General features: G+C 63.4%; 22 protein-coding genes. 13 read left to right on the forward strand and 9 right to left on the reverse strand.

All coding sequences use genetic code 11. From position 1 onward, the window contains the following. The first annotated feature begins 37 nt into the window (after nt 1–37). The gene (locus QX034_RS14325) at nt 38–2,518 is read left to right on the forward strand and encodes an adenylate/guanylate cyclase domain-containing protein (RefSeq protein ID WP_315701959.1); all 2,481 of its coding nucleotides are present in this window, start codon (nt 38–40) and stop codon (nt 2,516–2,518) included. A 39-nt stretch (nt 2,519–2,557) separates the two neighbouring features. Here QX034_RS14325 and QX034_RS14330 read toward each other — a convergent pair whose 3' ends face one another. Beyond that, nucleotides 2,558–3,019 (reverse strand): MarR family winged helix-turn-helix transcriptional regulator, encoded by a 462-nt coding sequence (locus tag QX034_RS14330; protein ID WP_409977485.1) that lies wholly within the window; start codon nt 3,017–3,019, stop codon nt 2,558–2,560. A gap of 271 nt (nt 3,020–3,290) precedes the next feature. Between QX034_RS14330 and QX034_RS14335 the strand changes: the two genes are divergently transcribed. From QX034_RS14335 to fahA, 5 genes are all read left to right on the forward strand, one after another. Next, nucleotides 3,291–4,928 (forward strand): FAD-dependent oxidoreductase, encoded by a 1,638-nt coding sequence (locus QX034_RS14335; RefSeq protein WP_315703120.1) that lies wholly within the window; start codon nt 3,291–3,293, stop codon nt 4,926–4,928. Between the two features lie 9 nt (nt 4,929–4,937). Further along, nucleotides 4,938–5,177 (forward strand): DUF2783 domain-containing protein, encoded by a 240-nt coding sequence (locus tag QX034_RS14340; protein ID WP_315701957.1) that lies wholly within the window; start codon nt 4,938–4,940, stop codon nt 5,175–5,177. 10 nt (nt 5,178–5,187) lie between these two features. Further along, complete coding sequence (locus QX034_RS14345; RefSeq protein WP_315701956.1) at nt 5,188–6,147, forward strand: MBL fold metallo-hydrolase; 960 nt, start codon at nt 5,188–5,190, stop codon at nt 6,145–6,147. Then, complete coding sequence (hmgA, locus tag QX034_RS14350) at nt 6,144–7,490, forward strand: homogentisate 1,2-dioxygenase (protein ID WP_315742679.1); 1,347 nt, start codon at nt 6,144–6,146, stop codon at nt 7,488–7,490. Before QX034_RS14345 ends, hmgA begins: the two co-directional genes overlap by 4 nt. A gap of 141 nt (nt 7,491–7,631) precedes the next feature. Then, a complete protein-coding gene (gene fahA, locus QX034_RS14355; RefSeq protein WP_315742680.1) occupies nt 7,632–8,906 on the forward strand; it encodes a fumarylacetoacetase in 1,275 nt (424 codons plus the stop codon). A gap of 78 nt (nt 8,907–8,984) precedes the next feature. Here the strand turns inward: fahA and QX034_RS14360 are convergent, their stop codons facing one another. Next, the gene (locus QX034_RS14360) at nt 8,985–9,461 is read right to left on the reverse strand and encodes an Lrp/AsnC family transcriptional regulator (protein WP_315731337.1); all 477 of its coding nucleotides are present in this window, start codon (nt 9,459–9,461) and stop codon (nt 8,985–8,987) included. A gap of 121 nt (nt 9,462–9,582) precedes the next feature. Here QX034_RS14360 and hppD point away from each other — a divergent pair, with 121 nt between their 5' ends. Beyond that, nucleotides 9,583–10,701 carry a 4-hydroxyphenylpyruvate dioxygenase gene (gene hppD, locus QX034_RS14365; RefSeq protein ID WP_315701952.1) on the forward strand — a complete coding sequence of 373 codons (1,119 nt, stop codon included), beginning with the start codon at nt 9,583–9,585 and terminating at the stop codon, nt 10,699–10,701. A 30-nt stretch (nt 10,702–10,731) separates the two neighbouring features. Here hppD and QX034_RS14370 read toward each other — a convergent pair whose 3' ends face one another. The 5 genes from QX034_RS14370 to QX034_RS14390 all read right to left on the reverse strand — a co-directional run bounded on the left by QX034_RS14370 (nt 10,732) and on the right by QX034_RS14390 (nt 17,713). Then, a complete protein-coding gene (locus tag QX034_RS14370; protein ID WP_315701951.1) occupies nt 10,732–12,045 on the reverse strand; it encodes a hemolysin family protein in 1,314 nt (437 codons plus the stop codon). Between the two features lie 163 nt (nt 12,046–12,208). After that, a complete protein-coding gene (locus tag QX034_RS14375; protein ID WP_315701950.1) occupies nt 12,209–13,222 on the reverse strand; it encodes an MBL fold metallo-hydrolase in 1,014 nt (337 codons plus the stop codon). A gap of 81 nt (nt 13,223–13,303) precedes the next feature. Beyond that, nucleotides 13,304–14,116, reverse strand: coding sequence for an amidohydrolase family protein (locus QX034_RS14380; protein ID WP_409977765.1), 813 nt, complete (start codon nt 14,114–14,116; stop codon nt 13,304–13,306). Nucleotides 14,117–14,517: 401 nt separating this feature from the next. Beyond that, nucleotides 14,518–16,455, reverse strand: coding sequence for a carbohydrate porin (locus QX034_RS14385; RefSeq protein ID WP_315701948.1), 1,938 nt, complete (start codon nt 16,453–16,455; stop codon nt 14,518–14,520). A 442-nt stretch (nt 16,456–16,897) separates the two neighbouring features. Continuing rightward, complete coding sequence (locus QX034_RS14390) at nt 16,898–17,713, reverse strand: creatininase family protein (RefSeq protein ID WP_315731345.1); 816 nt, start codon at nt 17,711–17,713, stop codon at nt 16,898–16,900. Between the two features lie 85 nt (nt 17,714–17,798). Between QX034_RS14390 and QX034_RS14395 the strand changes: the two genes are divergently transcribed. The 6 genes from QX034_RS14395 to QX034_RS14420 all read left to right on the forward strand — a co-directional run bounded on the left by QX034_RS14395 (nt 17,799) and on the right by QX034_RS14420 (nt 22,581). Beyond that, nucleotides 17,799–18,818 carry an ABC transporter substrate-binding protein gene (locus tag QX034_RS14395; RefSeq protein ID WP_315731342.1) on the forward strand — a complete coding sequence of 340 codons (1,020 nt, stop codon included), beginning with the start codon at nt 17,799–17,801 and terminating at the stop codon, nt 18,816–18,818. 25 nt (nt 18,819–18,843) lie between these two features. Beyond that, entirely contained in the window at nt 18,844–19,656 is an 813-nt protein-coding gene (locus QX034_RS14400; RefSeq protein WP_316195502.1) for an ABC transporter ATP-binding protein, read from the forward strand. A gap of 38 nt (nt 19,657–19,694) precedes the next feature. Further along, the gene (locus QX034_RS14405) at nt 19,695–20,480 is read left to right on the forward strand and encodes an ABC transporter permease (protein ID WP_315701946.1); all 786 of its coding nucleotides are present in this window, start codon (nt 19,695–19,697) and stop codon (nt 20,478–20,480) included. Then, on the forward strand, nt 20,480–21,463 hold the full coding sequence (locus tag QX034_RS14410; RefSeq protein ID WP_315701945.1) for a 2-hydroxyacid dehydrogenase: 984 nt from the start codon (nt 20,480–20,482) through the stop codon (nt 21,461–21,463). The genes QX034_RS14405 and QX034_RS14410 overlap by 1 nt, the downstream gene beginning before the upstream one ends. Nucleotides 21,464–21,558: 95 nt before the next feature. Next, entirely contained in the window at nt 21,559–22,155 is a 597-nt protein-coding gene (locus QX034_RS14415) for an AprI/Inh family metalloprotease inhibitor (RefSeq protein ID WP_315703117.1), read from the forward strand. A gap of 108 nt (nt 22,156–22,263) precedes the next feature. Further along, the gene (locus QX034_RS14420; protein WP_315701944.1) at nt 22,264–22,581 is read left to right on the forward strand and encodes a hypothetical protein; all 318 of its coding nucleotides are present in this window, start codon (nt 22,264–22,266) and stop codon (nt 22,579–22,581) included. A 44-nt stretch (nt 22,582–22,625) separates the two neighbouring features. Here the strand turns inward: QX034_RS14420 and QX034_RS14425 are convergent, their stop codons facing one another. Both QX034_RS14425 and QX034_RS14430 read right to left on the reverse strand, forming a co-directional pair. Then, the gene (locus QX034_RS14425; RefSeq protein WP_315701943.1) at nt 22,626–23,339 is read right to left on the reverse strand and encodes a hypothetical protein; all 714 of its coding nucleotides are present in this window, start codon (nt 23,337–23,339) and stop codon (nt 22,626–22,628) included. 159 nt (nt 23,340–23,498) lie between these two features. Then, a complete protein-coding gene (locus QX034_RS14430; protein ID WP_316195504.1) occupies nt 23,499–25,781 on the reverse strand; it encodes a multicopper oxidase family protein in 2,283 nt (760 codons plus the stop codon). Nucleotides 25,782–25,843 lie beyond the last annotated feature (62 nt).

Genomic DNA, 25,843 nt, shown 5'->3' on the forward strand with positions numbered 1-25,843 from the left:
ATGCGCGAGCCCTTGAAGGACAGCGCACGAGGATCGGATGAACGGGGTTGAGCACTGCGGCACGGCATTGCGCCAAAGCCTGTTCTCAAAACAAGGCCTGTTCGCCAAATATGTGGTTGCGCTGGTCGGCCTCGTCGTATTCGTGCTCGCGGTCAATGGCGTTACCGAGACCTGGATCAGCTATCGTGCCATCAAGGCCAGGCTGGTCGGCGCGATGTCCGAGAAAGCCGATGCTGCGGCAATCCGGATCGAGCAGGCGCTGTCTGACCTCCAGCGTCAGGTCAGTTGGGTCACGCGGGCGAGCGCCACCAAATTGGAGGATCGCCAGGCCGACTATATGCAGCTGCTGACGCAGGTGCCGGCTGTCACCCAGCTCTATCAGATCAATGGCGAGGGCCGCGAGCAGCTTCGAGTCTCGCGCACCGCGATCCTCAAATCGGCCGGTACGGATTTTTCGCGTGATCCGCGCTTCACTGAAACTGTCACCCGCGGGATGAGCTTTTCGTCCATCACGTTCCAGGGCACGCAGCCTGTCATGTCGGTCGCGGTTGCGCATTCCGGCTTCAATGCCGGCGTCACGGTAGCCGACATCGATCTCGGCTTTCTCGAAGATTTCGTGACCGATGCCCGGGTGGGCAAGGTCGCCGTTGCCTATGTGGTCGATCCACGTGGTCGGGTGTTGGCGAGCTCTACAAACGGGCCTGCTGTAGGGCAGGATGTCGCCAAGCTGCAGCAGGTGGCGGCGGCGATCGGCCCGCGCGGACACCCGGTCGCGTCAGGAGCCGATGCCGACGGCCGGGCGGTGCTCACCGCAGCGTCGGTGCTGCCGAAGCTCGGCTGGGTCGTGCTGTTCGAGCAGCCGACGATGGTTGCATTGGCGCCGGTCCGCGATCAGCTCCTGCGCGGCGCGCTCCTAATCGGGCTTGGCCTCGTGGTGGCCACGCTGGCCGGCACCGTGCTGGCGAGGCGCATGCTGGTACCGGTCACGGCGTTGCGCGCCGGCGCGCGCCGGCTCGGCGCCGGGGACTTCAGCCATCGCATCGAAGTGCATACCCGCGATGAGCTGGAGGAGCTCGCCGAGCAGTTCAACGGTATGGCGGCTCAGCTCGCCGAGTCCTATTCCGAGCTCGAGGCGAAGGTGGAGGAGCGCACGCGCGAGCTTGCGCAATCGATCAACGAGCTGAAAGTGCTTGAAGAGGTCGGCCGAGAGGTGGCGTCGTCGCTCGACGTCAACGCAGTGCTGCCCACCATTGCCAGCCGCGCGCTCGAGATCACCCATGCCGATGCGATCCTGATCTATTCCTATGATGCCGCGAAACGTCAATTCGAGCTGGTGGAAGCGACGGGCATAGACGAGGTGCAATGGGCTGAACATCCCGTTTTGGCCGAGGACGACGCCCTGCTCGGCGATGCCGTGCGGAGCGGCGAGCCGATTGCGATCGCCGATCTGGCGACTGGGCCGGATCTGCCGCTCCGTGATGTTGCGCTTGCGGCTGGCTTCCATGCGGTGCTGTTCACGCCTCTGGTCGAGCAGCAGGGTGTGGTCGGCGCACTGGTTGTCTTACGGCGCGTCGCTGGCCCGTTTGCGCCGAACCTGATCGGGCTGGTGCGCACCTTCGCCCACCAGGCCGTGCTCGCCATGCGCAACGCGCGGCTGTTCAGCGAGGTCGATCAGAAGGGCCGCGAGCTCGCCCTCGCCCACGCTAAAGTGCAAGAGCAGGCCGCCAAACTGCAGGAGCAGACCGCGCAACTGCGCGAGTGGAATAGGTCTCTGGAAGAGCGCGTCGAGAAGCAGCTCGGCGAGATCGAGCGCATCCGGCGGCTCGAGCGCTTCCTGGCGCCGCAGGTCGCCCAGATCATTGCGTCGTCCGATGGCCACCATGCTCTGCTCGAAAGCCACCGCCGCGAGGTGACGGTGGTGTTCTGCGACCTGCGCGGCTTTACCGCCTTTACCGAAACCACCGAGCCGGAAGAGGCGATGGATGTGCTGCGGGACTATCACGCTGCGCTCGGACAACTGATCTTCCGCTACGAGGGCACACTGGACCGCTACGCCGGCGACGGCGTCATGATCCTGTTCAACGCGCCGATCCCGTTCGAGGATCACACCAAGCGCGCGGTCAGGATGGCGGTCGAGATGCGAGACGAGATCGGCCGTCTCACCGAGCGTTGGCGCAATCGCGGCCACAGTCTCGGCTTTGGTGTCGGCATTGCGCTCGGCTATGCGACGCTGGGTCAGGTCGGCTTCGAACATCGTTTGGAATATGCCGCGATCGGCAGCGTGACCAATCTTGCCTCGCGCCTGTGCGACGAGGCGAAGGCCGGGCAAATCATCGCATCCCGGCGTGTCTATGGCATGGTCGAACCCTGGGTCGAAGCGGTGCCGATCGACGATCTGCAGCTCAAGGGCTTCAATCACCCGGTGCTGGCGATGGAGATCTTGCGCTGGCGCAATGAGGTGGAGAACGTGATCGACGTCTCCGCTGCGGCGACGGCGCGGCGGAAACCGTCGTCATAAACGCCTACGTCGCTCCGCTCTGCGTCATGACGGCGCCGATCAATACGCTTCCTTTGCGTCGGCCTCTTCGCTGGTCTGGATCAGGCCGAGGCTCTCCTCGATCTTTCCGATCAGGCTATCGAAAATCTTGCGCTCCTGATCCGACAGGCAGGACATGATCTCGCGTTCCTTCCGCTGCAAACGGGGGATCAGTTCCTCGTACAGTGTCTTGCCCTTGCGGCTGAGGCGAAGCCGGAACTCGCGGCGATCATCGGCATTTTCGACCCGTTCGATCAGTCGCCGCTCCAGCAGCGTCGTGACAGCGCGGCTGATGGTGGATTTGTGCGTGCGCGTGCAATGGGCGACATATTGCGCACTGCAGGCATCGCGGCGGAAGCCCAGCGTTGCCAGCACCCGCCATTCCGGAATGTCGAGACCGTAACGCTCGCGATATTCGCAGGCGAGCGCCGCGCTGACCTCGGCGGCGAGCCGATTGAGCCGGAACGGCGTGAATTTGAACAGATCGAGCCGCTCCGATCGCTGTGGCGTCGCGACATCGCGTGTTGCCTCGGTGGTCTTCGCCTGTTGCCGGGCGGGGCTCACGGACGATTTAGCCAAGACGGGCTCCAATTTTTTGAGTTGACGCGGCCGAGGCCGTCGGGTGTAAGATAGTTGCAGATGCGACTATATGGCAAGATGCCGGTTGCGCATCGTTGGAAACGTCAAAAACCACTTCGATAAGAACGCCGGCGACAACGGCGGTCGCGAGACAGGCGAGCAGGGCACGCGAGCGATGGTGCAGGCCAATTCGGCAGAGACCACGGGCAAGGCCAAGGTTCAATTCGGCTATCGGCGCCATCCGGACCAGGATAGCGGCGAGCCGGCCGAACATCCGGTCGTGGTGGTCGGCGCCGGTCCGGTCGGCCTCTCCTTTGCGATCGACTTGGCGCAGCGTGGCCACGCGGTGGTGCTGTTGGACGACGCCGACCGCATCGGCGAGGGATCGCGTGCGATCTGCTTTTCCAAGCGGGCGCTGGAATATTGGGATCGGCTCGGCGTCGGCGACCGCATGGTCGATAAGGGCGTGGTGTGGAACGTTGGTCGGATCTTCCACGGTCCTGCAGAGCTCTATCAGTTCAACCTGCTGCCCGAACCGGGCCACAAGCGTCCGGCGTTCATCAATCTGCAGCAGTTCTATGCCGAGGCCTATCTGGTCGATCGCGTCAACGAACTGCCGGCCATCTCGCTGCGCTGGCGCAACAAGGTCGCCGCGCTCGAGCAGAGGAACGATCATGTGCTGCTGACGGTCGAGACGCCGGATGGGCCGTATCGGCTCTCGGCGCAGTATGTCATCGCCTGCGACGGCGCGCGCTCGACGCTGCGCCAGATGGTCGGCGCCGACTTTTCCGGCAAGGTGTTCGAGGACCAGTTCCTGATCGCCGACGTCAAGATGGCGGCCGATTTTCCGACCGAGCGCTGGTTCTGGTTTGATCCGCCGTTTCATGCCGGACGCTCGGCGCTCTTGCATCGGCAGCCGGACGACGTCTGGCGCATCGACCTGCAGCTCAGCCGTTATGCCGACCCTAACGTCGAGAAGCAGCCCGAGAACGTGCGGCCTCGGATCGCGCGGATGCTGGGCCACGATGCGTTCGAGTTCGAATGGATCTCGCTCTACAAATTCCAGTGCCGACGGATGGAGCGGTTCATCCATGGCCGCGTCATTTTCGCAGGCGATGCCGCGCACCAGGTCTCACCGTTCGGCGCGCGCGGCGCCAATTCGGGACTGGAGGACGCAGAGAACCTGGCCTGGAAGCTCGATCGTGTGCTGCGCGGCTTCTCACCGGCAACTCTGCTCGATACCTATCACCTGGAGCGGAGCGCGGCAGCCGACGAGAATATCCGAGAGTCTACGCGCGCGACCGATTTCATGGCGCCGAACTCGCATCAGGAGGCGCGCCTGCGCAAGATGGTGTTGGCGCTCGCCAAGGAGACCGAGTTCGCCAAGCGCATGGTCAACGGCGGCCGGCTCTCGGTGCCCTCGGTCTATGACACGCCGCTTTCGACGGCTGATGCCGAGTTCTGGCAGGGCGGATCCTGCCCCGGCACGTCCATGGCGGATGCGCCGCTGCGCGATTCCGAGGGTCGTCCGCTGTTCCTGACCGACGCGTTCAGCTCAGCGGGGCGGGGCTTCACGCTGCTCTCCTTCGAAAACGGTTGTGCCGCCGATGACCTGCCGGACGACATGGGCGCGATCAGGATCGGCGGCGCACGCGGCTTGATCGACGCGGAAGGCTTGGCTCGCACGCGCTACGGCGCCGATCCCGGAACGTCCTATCTGCTGCGGCCGGACGGCTACGTCGCCGCGCGCTTCCGGCATCCGACGCGCTCCGCGATCGAGGCCGCGGTGGCGCGTGCAGCGGGATTGAATTGAGGTGGGCGCATGACGCTTTCGACCAGCTCCAATTTCAGCAAACCAGACGACGCCTTCCGTGCCATCGTCGAGGCGCATCGTGGCCTGTCGGACATCGAGAGCGCCGATCTCGATGCCGCGCTGGTTCTCATTCTGGCCAACCACATCGGCGACATCGGCGTGTTGCGCGAGGCGATCACGCTCGCCAAGCGGCGCACGATGGAAGCCGGTCAGCAACAACAGGCAGCCGCACCGGAGCTGCAGAGATAGGGAATCCATGATGGCGAAAGGCTTTGCATCCACCGGGGACCTCGCGGAGAAAAAGGTCACCTTTTCCGAGATCGGTCCTGATCTCTACGCGTTCACCGCCGAAGGCGATCCGAACTCGGCGGTGATCGTCGGCGACGACGGCTGCATCGTGTTCGATGCGCAGGCGACGCCGGCAATGGCGAACAAGGTGATCGAGCGTGTCAGGAAGGTCACCGACAAGCCGATCAAATATGTCGTGCTCTCGCACTATCACGCCGTCCGCGTGCTCGGCGCCTCGGCCTACCACGCGCAAGGCATCGTTGCCTCGCAGGAGACCTATCGGCTGATCGCCGAGCGCGGTCAGCAGGATTGGGATTCCGAATATGGCCGCTTTCCCCGGCTGTTCCAGGACGCGGAGAGCATTCCCGGCCTGACCTGGCCGACGCTGACCTTCGAAGGCGAAATGTCGATCTATCTCGGCAAGCGCGAGGTGCAGCTGATCCAGATCGGAGCCGGACACACCTCGGGCGATATCGTCGCCTGGGTGCCGGACGCCGAGGTGATGTTCTCCGGCGACCTGATCGAATATCACTCCGCCTGCTATTGCGGCGACGCTTACTTGCGCGAATGGCCTTCGACCTTGAACGAGGTGCTGGGCTTCAACCCCAAGGCTATCGCGCCCGGTCGTGGTGACGCGCTGAAGGGCACCGCGACCGTACGCGAGGCGATCGCGATGACCCGTGACTTCGTCGGTTCACTCTATGGTGCAGCGGAGATGTCCGTCGCCAAGGGCCGCAGCCTGAAGGAGTCGATGGCGGCGACGCGCGAGGTGATGGATCCGAAATTCTCGAGCTTCGCAATCTACGAGCATTGCCTGCCATTCAACGTGTCGCGCGCCTTTGATGAGGCGAGTGGCATCGAAGAGCCCGTGATCTGGACGGCGGAGCGCGATCGCGAAATGTGGGCCCGCCTGCAAGGAGACGCGTCATGAACATCAACACCGCGCCTGGCAAACTGAACCAGGCTTCGTCGCAGATCACGCCGGGCTATATGTCCGGCTTCGGCAATTCGTTCGAAACCGAGGCGTTGCCGGGGGCCTTGCCGACCGGGCGCAACTCGCCGCAGCGCTGCGCCTACGGCCTCTATGCCGAACAGCTCTCCGGCTCGCCATTCACAGCGCCGCGGGGGGCCAATGAGCGCTCGTGGCTGTATCGCATTCGTCCCTCCGTCAAGCACTCCGGCCGCTTCGCCCGCGTCGAGGCCGGGCTTTGGCGCACGGCCCCCTGCCACGAGCAGGAGATCACGGTGCAGCAATTGCGCTGGGATCCGACGCCGATTCCCGCAGGCGAGGTGACGTTCCTGCAGGGCGTGCAGACCATGACGACCGCGGGCGACGCCGCAACGCAGGCCGGCATGGCGGCGCATGTCTATGTCATCACCAAGTCGATGGTCGATCAGCATTTCTACAATGCCGACGGAGAGCTGATGTTCGTGCTGCAGCAGGGTAATCTGCTGTTCGTCACCGAGTTCGGCCGCATCGACGCGGAGCCGGGCGAGATCGTGGTGATCCCGCGCGGGGTCAAGTTCCGGGTCGAGCTGCCGGCGGGCGCTGCACGCGGCTACCTCTGCGAGAATTATGGCGGCGCCTTCACCTTGCCGGAACGCGGACCGATCGGTGCCAATTGTCTCGCCAACGCACGCGACTTCCTGACTCCGGTGGCGTCGTACGAAGACAAGGACACGCCGACCGAGCTCTATGTCAAATGGGGCGGCGCGCTGTTCAGGACCGAGCTGCCGCATTCGCCGATCGATGTGGTCGCCTGGCACGGCAACTACGCGCCCTACAAATACGACCTGCGCACCTTCTCGCCGGTGGGCGCGATCGGTTTCGATCATCCCGATCCATCGATCTTCACCGTGCTGACTTCGCCGTCGGAGACGGCGGGCACCGCCAATATCGATTTCGTGATCTTCCCGGAGCGCTGGATGGTGGCGGAAAACACCTTCCGCCCGCCCTGGTATCACATGAACATCATGTCGGAGTTCATGGGCCTGATCTATGGCGTCTATGATGCCAAGCCGCAGGGCTTCGTACCCGGCGGTATGAGCTTGCACAATTGCATGTTGCCGCATGGTCCGGATCGCGAGGCGTTTGATCATGCCAGCAATGGCGAATTGAAACCGGTCAAGCTCACCGGCACCATGGCCTTCATGTTCGAGACGCGGTTCCCGCAACGGATCACCAGGCATGCCGCGGAGTCCGGCACGATGCAGGAGGACTATGCCGATTGCTGGAACGGTCTGGAGAAGCGGTTCGATCCAACCAGGCCGTAGCCATAAATCTCGTCGTCATTCTCAGAGCGCCGCGTTATCAGCGAGCCCGGAATCCATGACCACGGTCGTGCGTATGGATTCCGGGGCCGGCCCTGTCGGGCCATCCCGGGATGACGAGAGAGAGTCAGTAGGATTATGACATTGCCCCATCCCAACGATCCCTCGCTCCGTTCTTTCATCCCGGTCGATCCGGCCTCCGACTTCCCGATCCAGAACCTGCCCTATGGCGTGTTCTCGGCGGCCGACTCGCCGCAACGTCGTATCGGCGTTGCCATCGGCGATTTCGTGCTCGACCTCGCCGTGCTCGAGAGCGAAGGATTGATCGACCTTGCGCCGGCTTATGACGTGTTTGCGCAGGACTCGCTAAATCCATTCATGTCGCTCGGGCCCGCGGTCTGGTCGAAGACGCGGGCACGGATCAGCGAGCTGTTGCGTCATGACAATCCGGAGCTGCGCGACAACAAGGCGCTGCGCAGCCGCGCGGTGCTCGCCCGCGCCGGCGTGACGATGCACCTGCCGTTTCACGTGTCCGGCTACACCGATTTCTATTCGTCGAAGGAACACGCCACCAATGTCGGCGTGATGTTCCGCGGCAAGGACAACGCGCTGCAGCCGAACTGGCTGCACATGCCGATCGGATATAACGGTCGCGCCTCGACCGTTGTCGTGTCGGGCACCAAGGTGCAGCGTCCGCGCGGACAGCTCAAGCCGCCCAACGTGGACGTGCCGAGCTTCGGTCCCTGCAAGCGGCTCGATTTCGAACTGGAAATGGGCGTCGTCATCGGCCAGCCCTCGAACATGGGCGAGATGCTGACCGAGGTGCAAGCCGAAGCCATGATCTTCGGCTTCGTGCTGCTCAACGACTGGAGCGCGCGCGATATCCAGCAATGGGAATATGTGCCGCTCGGGCCATTCCAGGCCAAGGCATTCGCGACGTCAATCAGCCCGTGGGTGGTGACGCGGGAGGCGCTGGAGCCATTCCGCGTGGCGGGGCCGAACCAAGAACCGACGCCGCTGCCCTACCTGCAGCAGAAGGGCGCGCAGAACTACGATCTCAAGCTCGACGTCTCCTTGCACGCTCCCGGCATGAAGGCGGCGCAGACGATCTGCCGCACCAATTTCAAATACATGTACTGGTCCAGCGTGCAGCAGCTGATGCATCATGCATCGAGCGGCTGCGCCATGAGCATCGGCGACCTGTTAGGAAGCGGCACCATCTCCGGTCCCGAGAAGCATCAGCGCGGCAGCCTGCTGGAGATCAGCTGGAACGGCACGGAGCCGGTTGAGCTTGCTGATGGCATCAAGCGCTCGTTCCTGGAGGACGGCGACTCGCTCGCCATTCGCGGCTGGTGTCAGGGCGACGGCTATCGCATCGGATTCGGCGAGGTTGAGGGGACGGTCGCAGCGGCCGGATGAGCCCCGTCATTGCCGGCTCGCTCATTCCATTCGCGCCCCGGAATGACGGTTGCAGTTAAGAACTGTCGCTGGATGACCTCAGCGCACCACGGACCGCAGCGGCAGCTTCGCGCTTTCCTTCAACCGGTCGAGCACGATCGACGAGCGCACATGGGCGACGCTCTGGTGCGGCATCAGCACGTTGTTGACGATGTCGGACAGGCTCTTGAGGTCGCGCAGCACAGCCTTGAGCAGGTAATCGGCATCGCCGGTCAGCGCATAGGCTTCCTGGATCTCCTCGACCCGATTGACGAGTGAGCGGAATCTCTTGGCATTGTCCGGCGAATGGGTCGCGAGCGTGATCTGGATGAAGGCGATCAGCTCGAAGCCGAGCGCCGCACCCGCAAGTTCGGCGCGATAGCCGGATATCACGCCCTCCTCCTCCAGCCGCATCCGCCGCCGCGAGCACTGCGAGGCGGAGAGCCCGGCGATGTCGGCCAGCTCCTGGTTGGTGAGGCGGCCGTCGTCCTGTAGGGCGGCCAGGATCTTGAGATCGAAGGCGTCGACTGAAATCATGCATCAATCCTGCATCCAATGCACGGATCGTGCACATCCGGCCGAAAATGGCAATCGTTTGCACGCCCCGTGCAGGTCCCGTGAGCCAGGATGCCTGATCGACATTTGGGAGAATCCGCCGATGGGTCCGTTTCCGCACGATGCGCCGCCTGCCACGATCTCGGCCGACAATCCGATGGGCACGGACGGGTTCGAGTTCGTGGAATATGCGCATCCGGAGCCCCCGCAACTGCACGCCCTGTTCAAGCTGATGGGGTTTGTGCCGGTTGCCCGCCACAAGACCAAGGCGATCACGTTGTATCGCCAGGGCGACATCAACTATCTGGTCAATGAGGAGCCGGGCAGCCATGGCTGCAGCTTCGTCGCCGAACACGGCCCCTGCGCGCCGTCGATGGCGTTCCGGGTGGTCGATGCGAGGGCCGCTTATGATCGCGCAGTCGCGCTCGGCGCGGAGCCGGCCGATGTGTTACCTGCGCAGAAGACGCTGGATGTGCCGGCCATCAAAGGCATCGGCGGCAGCCTTCTGTATTTTGTCGATCGCTACGGCGCCAAAGGCTCGGCCTATGATTACGAATTCGATTGGCTCGGCGCGCGCAATCCAAGCCCGACCGGCGCGGGCCTCTATTATATCGACCACCTGACCCACAACGTGCATCGTGGCCGCATGAATGTGTGGGCCGGCTTCTATGAGAAGCTGTTCAACTTCCGCCAGATCCGCTTCTTCGATATCGAAGGCCGCGCCTCAGGCCTGTTTTCGCGGGCCCTGACCAGTCCCGACGGCAAGATCCGGATTCCGATCAATGAGGACGCCGGCGATTCCGGGCAGATCGAGGAATATCTGAAGCTCTATCGCGGCGAGGGCATTCAGCACATCGCCTGTGGGGCGCGCGACATCTATGCGACGGTAGAGGGGCTGCGGGCCGCCAGCCTGCCGTTCATGCCGTCGCCGCCCGCCACCTATTTCGAAAAGATCGATAGCCGGCTGCCGAAACATGGCGAGGATGTCGCCCGCCTCAAAGCGAACGGCATCCTGATCGACGGCGAGGGCGTCGTGGACGGCGGGCACACCAAGGTGCTGCTGCAGATCTTCTCGGCGAACGCGATCGGACCTATCTTCTTCGAGTTCATCCAGCGCAAGGGCGACGACGGCTTCGGCGAGGGCAATTTCAAGGCATTGTTCGAGTCGATCGAGGAGGATCAGATCCGTCGCGGCGTGTTGAAGGTCGAGGCGGCGGAGTAGATCTCGATCAAAACCGACCCCGCCGCAAATCTACGCTGCCGGCGGCGTACCGTTCTCATCCTGCGGAAGCCGCATCGCCAGGATCTTGTCGATGCGGCGGCCATCGAGATCGACGATCTCGAAGCGCCAGCCGTTGAGATCGAAGCTCTGGCCCACGTGGGGAACGCTGCCGAAATGCTGCAAAACGAGGCCCGCTATCGTGTGGTAGCCGCGATGTGGCGGCACCTCGATCGACAATAGGTCGGAGAATTCATCGAGCGGCATCCAGCCCGAGATCAGGTATGAATCGTCTGCCCGCCGAACATAGGCGGGTTCGGGTGGCCCCTCTTCGGAGGTGAAGGCGCCGACGATCGATTCGAGAATATCCGCGGCCGTGACCACCCCGTCGAAGGCTCCGTATTCATCATGTACGAGCCCCATATGCACGGGCGAGCCCTTGAGAATCGCGATCACATCGCGGGCATCGACGCTCGAGGGAATGATCGGCACCTCGCGCACCAGGCTGCGCAGATCGGGTGTTTCGTCGCGCAAATAGGCCGCGAGCAGGTCCTTCGCCTGTAGCACGCCGATCGGACGGTCGCGCTCGCCATCGGATACCGGCAGGCGCGAATGCGGGCTCTTCGCCAGCAATTCGCGGATTGCCTTGGGATCATCGTTGAGATCGATGACGTCGACCTCGGGCCGCGGCGTCATGATGGCGCCGACGGGACGATCGCCGAGCCGCATCACACCGGCGATCATCTCCTTCTCGCCGGGTTCCAGCACGCCTGCCGTTTCCGCTTCGCGCACCAAATGATGGATCTCCTCCTCGGACACTTTGTCGTCGGAAACGCCGCTGCGGCCGAGCAACTTCAGGATCAGCTTGCCGGAAACATCGAGCAGCACGACCAGCGGCAGCGAGACTTTTGCGAGCAGCTGCATCGCCGGCGCGACCCTGACGGCGACGGCTTCGGGATCGCGCAGCGCAAGCTGCTTTGGCACCAGTTCGCCGACGATCAAAGTCGCATAGGTGATGCTGGTCACGACAAGGCCGACCCCGGCGATGTCTGCGAGCGACGGCGACAGGCCAAGGTCGAGCAACCACTGCGTCAAGCGCTGGCCGAGCGTGGCTCCGGAAAACGCGCCCGAGAGCACGCCGACCAGCGTGATCCCGATCTGGACCGTCGACAGGAACTTGCCGGGATCGGCGGCCAGTGTCAGAGCGCTCCGTGCGCCTCGGATGTTCTTCTCGGCCAGCAGCGCCAATCGCGCCGGACGCGACGAGACGATCGCCAACTCCGACATCGACAGCAGGCCGTTGATCACAATCAGGACGATGACGATCGCAAGTTCAACCGAGAGCATGGGAGCCTTCGTTGCGCCGATACGGCGGGAATCGATCCTGGCTCCCTTATATAGGATCGCGGCCGCCGTTTCGCGCCCGAATGCCGGCTGGCGACCGCATCAAGCGAACCTCGGAAGCGGAGCACGAGGAGATTCCAAGTTTCGATCAACTCCCCCGACCGTTTCACACGACCATCAGGTCCTTTGCGACGATGATCTTGCCCTTGAAGTATTTTGCCGCCCCCTCGCGCCAAGTGTCGTCGGCAATGCTGTCGAGCGGGGGCGTGAGATGCGACATGATCAGCGTTTTGACGCCCGCTTCCTGCGCGATACGACCGACGTCCTCCGATGGCGTGTGATCGGCTTTCATATGCGCCATGAAGTCATCGAACTTGACCGGCTGCCCTTTGGCGATTTCCGCTTTGACGTAATTCTCCACGGCTGGAACGTACATGGTCTCATGCACGAGCACGTCGGCGCCCTTGGCCATCACCGCGATCGCCTCCAGCGGCGCAGTGTCGCCGGAAAAGGCGATCGAGCGGTCCTTGAAATCGAAACGATAGCCGAGCGCCGGCTTTACCGGCGGATGCTCGACCACGATCGAAGAGACCTTGACGTTATCGTCCTGCATCACCGGGCCGGCGCCGGAGATTTCCTTCACACTGATTTCAGTTAGCGGCTTCGCGTGGAAGTCCTCAGCCCAGAAATCGACAGTCTGCCTGTAGGCGCGCAGGAAGTCCTCCGTCATCTGCTTGAGCGGTGGCGGACCGTAGGCGCGAACGTCGGGCGACAGACCGTGTATCCAACCGACGATCAGTAACGGGCCGTATTCGATATTGTGATCGGCATGGTGGTGGGTGATGAAGATAGACCGAAGCGCACTGAACGGGATACCGGTGTGTGCGTATTGATCCGTGACCCCCATGCCGCAATCGAGCACATAGGCCGAGCCGTTGCTAAGCATGACGTGCGAGGTCATCCGCCGAGAGCGGCCGGGCACCGGACCGGCGCCGGTGCCGAGCAGCACCAGCTTGGTGCCTTTGGCGCCTTTCAATGCGGCCTGGGCCTGTTGCGGTGTCCAGCGCGGTCCAGCTGTCTGTGCGGCCGCCGGGGAGGCCGTGCTCAAGGCAGGCGCCGCGGCGAGCCCGGCAAGGACATGACGGCGCGAAAGCCCAGGCAGGCGTGAGGTGTTGGTCACGATTTCTCTCCTTGCAGGCCTGACGTTTGCTGTTCTCTCTGCTCTGGTTGGTCGATGCGGCTCCGATCGATTGAAGCGGGGCTATAGGCGCAAGATCTTCTCGGCGTTGCCGTGGCACACCTTAGCGCGCGCGATTTCGCTGATCGGCGCGGATTCGATGAAGGCTCCGGCGGTCGTCGAATCCTCATAAGGATAGTCGACCGAGAACATCACACTGTCTTCGCCGAGCGCGGCAATCGCGCCGACCAGCGCATTCGGATCGCAGACGCCGGACGTGGTGATCATGATGTTGCGCCGGATGATGGTGGAGGGCAGATCGTCGCGCGGAAGCTTTTCGCCCAGCTCCATCTCCCAGCGGCTATCCAGGCGCCAGAGCAGGTGAGGCAGTGTCTCTCCCATATGGCCGAGGATGATCTTCAACCGCGGAAAGCGCTTGAAAGTACCGGCGAAAACGAGCCGCAGCGCGTGCGCCGCGGTGTCGGCGGTCCAGGCCCATACCGGTCCGTCGAGCTCAGGCCGGCCCGCAAACATCGCAGGTTGGTCGGCGAGTTGGCCGGGATGGAGGTACACCGGGACATCGAGGTCGTGCACGCGCTCCCAGAACGGCAGGTACATGTCGGCGTCGAGATAGTGCCCGGCGGTCTGCCCGTTGATGAGCGCGCCTTTGAAGCCGAGCTCCCTGACCGCGCGCTCCAATTCAGCTCCGGCGGCGACGCCATCCTGTGTGGGAAGATGGGCAAAGCCCGCGTATCTGTGCGGTCGCTTCTGTACTTGCCGCGCCAGCACGTCGTTGGCCTCGCGCGCGAGGCGAATTGCCAGATCAGTATCCGCGACCGCCTGAACGCCCGGCGTGGTAACCGACAGCACGGAAAGTTCGATGCCCGCGGCGTCCATCGCCTCCAGCCGCAGCTGGTCGAAGTCGGCGAGGCGGCGTTCGATGTCCGCGAATAGCGTGTCGCTCCGAGTCGGCCTCGCGACGTATGTCTTGGCAAGTTCGGGGGTCGAATAGTGCTCTTCGAGGGCGATCTTACGGATGGGTCGCGTAGCCTTGGTCTCGGCGCTGAGCCCCTCGGTCACCGCAATTCGCCCATCGCTCCGGCGGAGGTCGATCATGAGCAGGTGGCCCCGTCATTCGCGAGCCCGCCGCAGTGAGTGCCGTTTGTCGATGACGTCATCTCGGCTGGCCTTGCTGCATCAAGATCTGCAAAGGCTGCCACGTCCCTCCCTCGCGGCGTTGATCTGGATCAACGGTGAATCCGAGACGGACGCCCACCCAGATGAGGCTTCAGAGACGATCAGAACTCGGCGTGCAGGCGGGCCGAGACAATCGAGACCGGCCCGCGGTCGGCATTGTAGGCGGGATTGGCGATGAACTGGTAGTCGGCCGTGGCCGTGAAGTTCTTGGTGACCTGATAGGCGTAATAGGCTTCGAAAATCTGCTCAGGCCGGTAGTTGAGCCTGCTGTCACCGATCAGGAGCCCGGTGCCGCCAGCCGCGAGGAAATCGCGATGCGCCGCCGACAGGCCGTTGATGGCGCCGCCGATGCCAATCGTATCGTTCGCCCGGCCCCAGAAGCTGCCCTTGATCGAGACGCCGCCGGAGAGACTGCGGTCGATGTCGGTGAATGACAGGATCTCGTTCTGGCCGTCATTCCAACTCACGCGCGCGAACACGCCGACATCGGGAATGACCTGCTGCTCGAGATTGGCATAGAAGCCGTATTTCGGATTCACGTGGCGGATGCTCGCCATCACGTTGTTGATGTCTAGCGTCGGATCGCCGGCCTCGATCGCCAGCGCCTGGCGATAATTGCCGGTCACGCCCTGATTGCCGAATACGCCGAGCCTTAGCTTGCCCGGTTGCGTGAAGATGTTGTGGCGCTCCTCGAACTCGACGACCGCTCCGCCACCGGAGAGGCTGAGCTTGTCGCTGTTCGGCTGTGACGGCACCTGCAGCACTGCGCCGCGGATCGCCCAATCCTTGCGGTTGAGCTCGACCATCGCGCCTCGCGTATAGCCCGGAAGATCGGCCGGGAAATCATAGGCACCGGCTTCCCACAGCGCCCAGTTCATGAAGTCGGCGCGCGGATCGTGCGCGTAGGCGTTGTTGTCGAAGAAATCGCCGACCGCAAAGCGGCCGACGACCAGGGTCACGCGGTCGATGTCGCGCTTGCCGGCGAGCTGGTTGGGGCCGTCGGCGACGTCTTCCTGCTCGCCACCGAGGCCGAAGGTCTGCTTGATGTAATAGCGCTGCGCACGAATGCGCGGATAGGCCGCGCCGGCCTTCTGGGCCTCGCCATTCGGGAAGCCGGCAACGCCGAGCGTTCCGTCGAGGCCGAAGCCCTGCGCAATTTCAGGGTTGAAATAGAATTCGCCGCCGTCCCACAGCCGGACGCCGAGAAAGGCGGTCGTGGTCCAGGTGGACTGGAGCTGACCACGGCCGGGCAGGCTGTTCGGACCGCTATAGGGGGATGAGAAGCTGGGATAGCCTTGCGGCAGGAAGGTCGTCTGCGCGTGGACGTTCCAGTTGTCGGACTCGGGCAGCTTGGGATTTTCGGAGGCCTTCGGTGACCAAAGGCTGTCACCGAACTGATAGTTGAGGCCGACCTTGACCAGATGCAGTTGCGGATCGACCGTCACCGGCGCCAGGCCGAAGCGGTCAAGATTGTAGCTGCGGCGCGCCAAGTCGATATAGTCGTATTCGAGCTTGGCGGTCCAATTGCCGCTCACGGCAAATTCGAGACCCGCACCCGCCGCCCAGCCCAGCTGGGTTTGCCCAACCATGGCGCCGCTGCCGTCATTGACCTCGACATGCGGATGACCCCAGGCAAAACCGCCGGTCACATAAGGCATCCAGCGATCGAAGGTATAGCCGACGCGGCCGCGCAACGTTCCGACATAATCGAGCATCGTGTTGAACGGCGTCGGGGTGAGCCGTGCAACCGCGATCTGATCGACGGGGCTCGGAAATGACGCATCCGTCTCGATCCCGAGCACGACCCGGTTGGCCAATTGATAGTTGTAGCCGATCTGATAGCCACCGATCAGGCCGGTCACACTATGTGGAAACAGCACGCCCTGCATGGGAATGGGATTGGTGCCCGCCCCGAGGCTGCCGCCGCCATAACCAAAATGGCCGCCGAGATAAAAGCCGGTCCAGTCATAAGCGGGCTTGAGGGGCGATGCCTTGGCCTTGAGCGGCAGATCGGTCGCGCCGGCTGGGTCAGCCAACATCACCGCGGCACCCAGCGCAGCGCAAGCGAAGGTAAACTCTTGAGGGTAGAGACGGATCATTGAGCGGGCTGGTCCAAGCAAGGCATCACGCGGCAGCGATTACAATTGCGGGTTCAGTCAGACCTGATTTGCCCGTACCCTGTCACCAGGAAAACGAGCCGCACTCGCTCCTCTGCCGGATAATGCACAAATGGCCCAGCAGCATGTTACGCGTAACGGAACCATAATTGCGAATCATTCGCAAGTTCAACGCGCACAATGCCGCAGGTGCTTCGTTGGCACGGTTCTGTGACGCCCGTGCAACGCTATGCCGACGCGATGCGGGCTGCTCGCGGTGGCCGCCAGCCCGCTTGGAGTCCATCTGTTCGGACGCGGTCCGAATCGAGGGCTGGGCGTGTGGTGGTAAAAAATCGCTTTTATGTAGCAAGCGGTTAGCTTGCCCTCAGCCGCGAGCGCCGGGGCCACTGCCGAGCGTCTTCACGTCGAATTTATCGACGTCATCAAGCAGCTCGCAGAACGCGTGCGCACCGTGCGCGATCAGGCGTTCGCCCTTTTCGGCGCTCGCTTGCGCCGCATCGCCGACCGCGCCGCTCGCATTGAGATCCTGTGTCTGCCAAGCCATTGGCGCCGGCCGTTGTGTCGACAGCCGGCGATAGCGCGCCTCCATCGCGGTCCCCGCGGACGGAAAATTGGCGATCGCATCCATGCGGACGAGATCGGGATGTCGCGCCAGCATGATCGCGGTCTCGACCGCGCCGCCATGAATGCCGTAACGCAACTCGTCCTCCGCAAACAAACCATCCGGCGCGCCGAAGCGCGACCACGACGTGGTGACCGCGAGCATGCCGAACGCTGCGCGCAGATCCTGCGCCACCAGCGTCATGGCCGCGCTGTTGCCGCCATGGCTGGTGACCATCACCAGCTTCTTGAGGCCGGCCCGGGCCACGCTTTCGCCGATCGCAAACCAGCTCTTCAGCGCGACCTCGGTCGGTAAGGTCAGCGTGCCCGGAAAATCGATGTGCTCGGTGGAAATTCCGACCGGTTGCAGCGGCAGAAACGTCACCGGCAGTTTGTCCGATAAGAGATCGCGAACCGCAGCGAGATAGGCTTCTGCGATCAAGATATCGGTACCGAGAGGCAGATGCGGCCCATGCTGCTCGGTGGCGGCCAGCGGCAGCACTGCGATCCAGCCCGCGACATCGGACGTCTCCAGCTCGGGCCAATGAATGGCGGTCCAGTCGCGGGGCGGGAAGGGCATGGGAAGCATTGTTTCTTTCGTCGGTCGGCCGGGTTAGTACTCCACCAACCCCATCATGGGCCAGAATGAACCGGAGAGTCCAATCATGGCGCAGGCGCTTCTGTTCCGAATGTTAACGGCGGCTTGGCTGGCCGTGGCGGTGACGTTTGCGCCTGCGGCGGCCGAGACCCTGGACAAGGTCTCCTTCGGTACCAATTGGGTGGCCGAAGCCGAGCATGGCGGCTTCTTCCAGGCGCTCGCCGACGGCACCTATAAGCGATATGGCCTCGACGTCACCATCGTGCCGGGCGGGCCGAACGACAACAATCGCATGCTCCTGATCGCAGGCAAGCTCGATTTCTTCATGGCCGCGAACACGCTGATGTCGTTCGACGCGGTCGCCAACAACGTTCCGGTGGTGTCGATCGCCGCGATGTTTCAGAAGGACCCCCAGGTGTTTCTGACCCACCCGGAATCGAAGGTCAGCAAGCTCGAGGACCTGAAGCCGCTGACTTTATTCGTCTCCAAGGAGGGGATCTCGAGCTACTATCAATGGCTGAAATCCGAATACGGATTCTCCGAGAAGAACGTCCGTCCTTACACATTCAACTCGCAGCCCTTCATCGCCACCCCGCAGAGCGCGATGCAGGGCTATGTGACGTCCGAGCCGTTTGCCGTGGAGCGCGCCGCCGGCTTCAAGCCGGGCGTGATCCTGCTCGCCGATTACGGCTTCAACACCTATTCGACCCTGATCGAGACGCGCTGGGACATGGTCGAGAAGAAGCCGGATCTGGTGCAGCGCTTCGTCGATGCCTCGATCGTCGGCTGGTATCACTATCTCTACGGCGACAATTCCGCCGGAAACGCGATGATCAAGAAGCTCAATCCCGAAATGACCGACGATCTGCTGGCCTATTCGGTCGCCAAGATGAAGGAATATGGCATCGTCGATTCCGGCGATTCCTTACGCGACGGGATCGGCGCGATGAACGACGAGCGGGTTACCAGCTTCTTCGACAAGATGGTGCGGGCCGGCGTGGTCAAGCCCACTATCGATTATCGCAAGTCCTATACGCTGCGCTTCGTCAACAAGGGCGTCGGCCTCGATCTGCGGCCGAAGAATTGATCCGGCGCGAAACGCCGCACACGCGATGGCTGACCTGTCTCCGTCTGTTCCTTCCCGCATCGCTCCAGCGCCGGCCGTGAGGCTGAGCAGCGTCACCAAGACCTATGATAGCGGGGTGATTGCGCTCGGGCCGCTGGACCTCGATGTCGCGCGGGGCGAATTCATCTCGCTGCTTGGGCCCTCGGGCTGCGGCAAGTCGACCGCCTTGCGGTTGATCGCCGGGCTTGCCGCGCCGACCACCGGCAGCGTCATGTTGGCAGAGGGCGCAAGCGCTTCACGGCCGGATCACAGCATCGGCTTCGTGTTCCAGGAACCGACCTTGATGCCGTGGACCAGCGTGCGCGAGAACGTCGGATTGCCGCTGAAGCTTGCGCATATGCCTGCGGTGGAGGCGCGGCCGAAGATCGAGGCGGCGCTTGAACAAGTCGGTCTGGCCGACTTTGCCGGGCGATTTCCGCGCGAGTTGTCCGGCGGCATGAAGATGCGGGTGTCGCTGGCGCGTGCATTGGTCACCAGTCCTGAGATTCTCTTGATGGACGAGCCGTTCGCGGCGCTCGATGAAATCACCCGCTTCCGCCTCAACAACGATCTGTTGGCATTGTGGCGGAGCTTGCGCATGACGGTGATCTTCGTCACCCATTCGGTGTTCGAATCCGTCTATCTGTCGCAGCGCGTCCTGGTGATGACGGCGCGGCCGGGCCGCTTGGGCGCGGAGATCCGCATCGCAGCCGAAGAGCCGCGCGGCGACGACTTCAGGACCTCCGTCGCCTATGCCGATCATTGCCGCCGCGTATCGGAGGCGCTGGCGCCGGCCTATTCGGGAGCGTCGGCCCTGTGAGCCCGCTCCCCAAACAGACGCCGGACGCGTCCGCGGGAATGGCATTGCGGCCTGCGCTCGGCCTCGTCCTGCCGGTGTTGGTGCTGGCTTTGGGCCTGGGCATGTGGGAGTTCGTGGTTCGGTTCAACGGCATCCCGCCTTACGTGCTGCCCGGCCCGGTGCTGGTGCTGCAAACGCTGGTTTCAGATTGGAACGTGCTGTCGCAATCGCTGCTGACGACGCTGATCACGACCGCGGAGGGTTTTGCCGCAGCGGCGATCGGTGGCATTGGGCTGGCATTGCTATTCAACCAATCGAAATGGCTGGAATACGCGCTGTTCCCTTACGCCATCGTGCTGCAGGTCACGCCGGTGATCGCGATCGCGCCGCTGCTTCTGATCTATCTGCCGCAGCAGACTGCGGTCGTCGTCTGCGCCTGGATCGTCGGCTTCTTTCCGGTGCTGTCGAACACGGCGTTGGGCTTGAACTCGGTCGATCGCAATCTGCTTGGTCTGTTCCAGCTCTATCGCGCCTCGAAGCTGCAGACCTTGCGTTACCTGAAGCTGCCGGCGGCGCTGCCCTACATTCTGGGCGGCCTGCGCATTGCCGGCGGGCTGTCGCTGATCGGCGCCGTGGTCGCGGAGATCGCGGCCGGCAGTGCCGGCGCCGGCTCCGGCCTCGCCTATCGCATTGCGGAATCCGGCTACCGTCTCAACATTCCACGCATGTTCGCAGCGCTGGTCCTGTTGTCGGTAGCCGGGATTGTCATCTACGCCGCGCTGGCGCTATTTTCGCACCTGGTTTTGCGGCGCTGGCATGAAAGTGCGCTTGGAAAGGACATGTGATGGCGGCTGTTCCGTCTGACAAGATCGACCTTCTGATCTACGGGCCGCTGCGGCCGATCCTCGAAAAAGGCTTTCCGGACAATTTCAATCTGCATTTCGCCGAGACGCGCGGCGATCTCGAACGGCTCCCGGCCGGCGTGATCGAGTCGATCCGCGGCATCGCCATGACCTTCCATACGGTTACGGCCGATGCCGCGACCATGGCGCGCTTTCCGAAGCTCGAGATCATCGCAAGCTTCGGCGTCGGCTACGACAACATCGCCGCGGCGCATGCCGGCCAGAACGGCCTCGTCGTCACCAACACGCCGGACGTGTTGACCGAAGAGGTTGCCGACGTCGCGTTGGGGCTTCTGATCGCCACCTTGCGTGAGTTCATCAAGGCGGATCGTTACGTGCGGTCCGGCCTCTGGCTGGCTCAGCCTTATCCGCTCTCCGTCGGCTCGCTGCGCAACCGCACGGTGGGGATGGTGGGCATGGGGCGGATCGGCCAAGCGATCGCGCGGCGCCTCGATGCCTCCAAGGTGCCGGTGGTCTATCACTCGCGGAAACCCGCGGCCGGGGTCGCCTATCAGCACTATCCGGACCTGATCGAGATGGCCAAGGCGGTGGATACGCTCGTGGTCATCGTGCCCGGCGGCGCCGGCACCAACAAGATGATCAATGCCGAGGTGTTGAAGGCGCTCGGGCCGAGCGGCGTCGTCATCAACGTTGCGCGCGGTTCCGTCATCGACGAGCAGGCGCTGATCGCCGCCCTGCAGTCGGGCGGCATCCTGGCTGCGGGCCTCGACGTGTTCGAGAAGGAGCCGAACGTTCCGGACGAGCTGAAGAGCATGCAAAATGTCGTGCTGCTGCCACATATCGGTTCAGCCGCGGTGGTAACACGCAATGCCATGGACCAGCTGGTGGTCGACAATCTCAAGGCTTGGTTTGCCGGCAAGCCGCCGCTGACGCCGGTGGCGGAAACGCCGGTGAAAGGTCGCTGATGCTTCGCCTTCTCCCGTTGCTTTTCGCGCTGCTGCTCGGCTGCGTGCATCCTGCGCCGGTCGCAGCGCAGGATGCCGCGGGCTTGAAGAAGGCGATGATCGGGCAATGGGAGCTCGCGACGACCGAGCGCAGCAAGACCTGCGTCGTGACATTGAAGCCGGATTCGTCGCCGCGTGGATTAAAGCTCGAGCTCGAGCCGAATTGCGCCGCGGCGCTGCCCTTCACCAAGGACATCGTCGGCTGGAACGTGAGGGGGCTCGACATCGTGCGGCTGCAGGATGCGACCGGTGAAGCCGTGATCGATTTCACCGAAGTCGAGACCGGAATCTTCGAGGGCGTGCGCCAAGGCGAGGGTGTCTACATCCTGCAGAACCTGGCGGCGGCGCGTTCACTGGCGAAGTCGATGGACCAGATGATCGGCGACTGGGCCATGGTGCGCGGCAATGGCGACACGATCTGCGGGCTCACGCTCACCAACAACGACGCAGGCAACGACAATTTCCAGGTGTTTCTCAAACCGAAATGCGATGCCGCCGTCGCGGCCTTTGCGCCGACGCAATGGCGGCTCGAGCACGGTCAGATGATCCTGATGTCCGACCGAGGCGAGACCTGGCGCTTCGAGGCCGATGACAACGCCCAGTGGCGGCTGGTGCCCGACAGCGCCAATCCGCTGATGATGCTGCGACAGTGATCATCACGTCAACTTTGCGATCGGTGCCTTGACCGTGCCTTGATCTACGCCAAAGAGCCGTAGCCACGAATGGTGTAAGCAATTTCGAATTGAAATGGAGGGGTTAACATGATCCGACATATCGCGACGCGCTTCGGGACGTTGGCCGTGCTCGGGCTCGCGCTTGCCGCGCCGCTTCATGAGGCTGCAGCGCAAGATGCGTTGGGCGGTGCCATCCTGGGTGGCGCCGGTGGTGCGATCATCGGCGGCGCGATCGGCGGTGGCCGCGGCGCGGCGATCGGCGCGGTGCTCGGCGCCGGCACTGGTGCTGCAATCGCCGCCGAAGGCGAGCGCCGCCGTGGCGGCTATTACTACTATCAGAGAGGCTGCTACCTGCAGCGCCCGGACGGCGCCTATGTCCGGGTGCATCCGCGCTATTGCTATTGAGCCTCGCGGGCCTGCGGCGCGACGGCTCTTGATGGTCGCATCTGTTACTTGCGGTGGTAAAGCCCGGTAAATGTGACGCCGGCGCCACCGCAATCGTTGTTGTCTTCGACCAGCAGCCACAGGCCGATCCGCTGCATGCGGACGCGGCATTCGTCGCCCTGATTCGGGCGCTCGAACGGCGTGCTGCCGTCGTCCACGAATGCAAGCATGCCGTCCTTCGGCGCGGCTTGCGCGCCGATCGCGCCATTGTGGAAGTCGCGCGCGGTCGGCACGACCTGCACGCCGTCGATCCTGAGCTTGCCGCCTTCGCCCTTGGCGATCGTGATGCCGCCGCCCGGATGCTCCCAGCTGCCGAGCCAGTCCGAAAGCGTCGGAGTGGTCATCGGTGCGACAGTGGTCAGCGCTGCGTTCGGCAGCCAACCCCTGCTCCAGGTCTGCTTTTTCGCCGTCGGCGATTGATAGGTGATGCAGGTGAATTCGCCGGAGACCTTGCCTACGAGCACGAGATCATTGGTCACGAGATAGGCCGCTCTCCGGCAGGCCTCCGTGGCGGCGGGGCAGGTCGAAGCCTTGAAGTCGTCATCATAAGGGCTCTTGATGAAGTTGACCCGCGGCTGCGCCGTGACCTTCGCGACCGTCAGGGGACGCGTGTCGTCCCAGTCGATTCCGAGGCAGTCGTTCGGGTTCGCGGTCTCGGCCAGGGCCGAACTCACCGAGAGCGCGGCGCCGAGGACCACGCCGATCAGCCTTGCCTGCATTCGAAATCTCCATGCGCGGAAAGCGTTACGGAACTGAGTTGGCGCAGCAGCCTCCCCGGTTCAAATCCGCGCTGCGCGCTCGAACCGGCAGCACGGGACAGCAGGGCCGATCGCAACGGATTCGCCTCTGCGGCTGCCCCCGCCCGCCTAACCGCGCCTTCACGGCGAAGGCGGCACGACGCTGATCTTGGCCATCATGCCCCCGTCTTCATGTTCGAGGATGTGGCAGTGGAAGACAAAGTCGCCGGCCTCTTTGAAGGTGATATCGACCACCACCCGGCTCGGACGGCAACTGCCTCGCTTCCATGCCCCGACCGTCCCGTCACAGCCGGTCCCGCTGGGCAGCGGGATGTTGTCATGCAGGACAATGGGCTCTGCGTCAGGAGGAGACGATTGGCCGTTCGCCGGTCGATCGGTGTTGCCGGGCAGTTGCGTCGCGACGACCGAAAACCGGCTTTGGTGGATGTGGAAATTGTGGTCTTCAGCGGCGATGTTGATGAGCTCCCAGCGCTCGGTCACGCCCTTCCCGCCCGCTGCAAGCGGCAGGCAAACGGCAGGCGCCGCCGCATGATCAAACACCTTGATCGCCAGATCGCCGGTCGGCGCCGTCAGCGCTTGATCTCTCCCGACCTCGCGGTAGCCCAATCCGAATGAGAGGCTGTTCGGGTCTTCGTTCGGGAGTCCGAAAATCACCTGCCGCACCCAGTCCGGCGCAAGCGCGGAACAGGGCGCATATTTCCGGGGAGCGTTGAGCTCGGCCAGTCTCGCCGCGAATGCCGCATGTTGCGATGGGCCAACGCGCGCCTGCGACGGCGCGGCGAGGCGTGAAATCGGCGTCGGTTCTTCCAGCCCACTGACGCGCGTCTTGGCAACCTGTCCGAGCGCGCCTTGAGGTCCGAACATCGTCTTGGCCTGCGCCTCGATGCCGAGATAGGAGAGCGGCTTTTGCGCGGCCAGGGCAGGAGCAAAATCGACACGCGCCAGCTCGATGCCGGGCCAGGTGTCGCCAGCGCTGCCGGTATTGAAATTGTAGCTGCGTAGTGCGGCACTGGCCTTTCCGTCCGCGACTCCGGCGCTCTTGCGCGAAACCCAGACGTCGACGCGCGAGCTCGGCATCATCCGGATCCGATCGGCGCATACCGGCTTGCTCCGCCCGGCCGCAGTGGGCGCCCCGGCCGAGGCAACGCATTCGGAAATGTTCAGCTTGTCCGCAAACAGCGCTTGCAGACGCGCGGTCGGTATCTGTGATCCGACATCCGGGCTGACACCGTCGATTGACAGCACCTGGAACTGGAGGTCGCGTCCGCTCGCGTCGTCCTGCAATGCGAGCGAGTAGGTTGCACTCCCCGACGTGTTTGCGATGCGCCAGATCTCTCCTGCGGAATCGACCGACAATGTCGGGTCGATGGCGCCGTTGATGGTGAAGAGCCACTTGCCTTGCGAGTAATCGGTCGGCTGTTGCGCGCCCGGACATAAGCCTTTGCCGAGAACGGCGGTGCCTTGCGGCTCAAGCTCGCCGCAGAACTTCGGATCTTCCTGCAGCTTCAACGTGCCGTCGGCGCGAAGCTGGGTGTCCTTCAGCACCAGATGCCGGACTTTCACTTTATCGGGTTCGCAAGGCTTGGCGCCGCAGCGATATTGCGAAACGCTGCCGACGGTGATGATACCGGCGAGGCCGGCCGTGATCTGGTTGAGCGCCAGCCCATGGGCATGCGGGTGAAACCAGAACAGTCCCTCGGGATGATCGACGAGGTCGATATCGTAGTTGATCACCCCGTCGGGCGTGATGTCGAATTGGCTGGCATGATCGCCGCCATGGTGCATCGCCGAACCCGCCGGATCAGCCCTGTGCGCAAGCTGGCTCGGCGGATCATTGGCCGGATTGATGCCGAGCACGAAGATGTAGTCGCCGTAGCTGTCGCCCGGATCGTCGGCTCGACGTGGCTCGACGATGAGCCCATGGGTGTGCAGGTTGGTTGGATTGTAATGCAGCAAGGTCTCGCCGTTCTCGCCGACGTGCTTGAACTCGCCTTGCGGCACGTCCTTCATGACCGCCGGGAGGCAATTGACGAGGCGAACCTTGAGCCGTTGCGTTCGTGCAAGCTGTAGCCGGACGCCGCCATAAGGGCTTACCGCTTCGTCCTCAACGGTTGGACAGGTGGTTCTCTTGCCGGAGGATCCTTTCTTGCCAGGGCAGCGTCGCGCATCCGGACCCGCATCCTTCTGGAGGCATGCCTCGTAGACCCAGCCGACCGGAGAGCCTGGCAGCTCTGCCAGTCTCTGCTCGCGGGCAACCAGCAGAATCTCGAGCGGTCCTTTCTTGGCCTGGAGAACCGGCGGAATCGGTAGTTCATCGGCAGCCGGCGAATGCGTGCCCGCCAGGAGGACGGAGATGAACGGAGCTAGAAAAGCGAAGGCATGAAAAATGCTGCTGCGGCGCATGGCAATTGCATTATATATCTGTTGCAATATCGGCGTGCGCCGGTGAGAGGGCGCACGGTCGC

Source organism: Bradyrhizobium sp. SZCCHNR3119, assembly GCF_032487775.1.
In the GTDB taxonomy this organism is placed as follows: Bacteria; Pseudomonadota; Alphaproteobacteria; order Rhizobiales; family Xanthobacteraceae; genus Bradyrhizobium.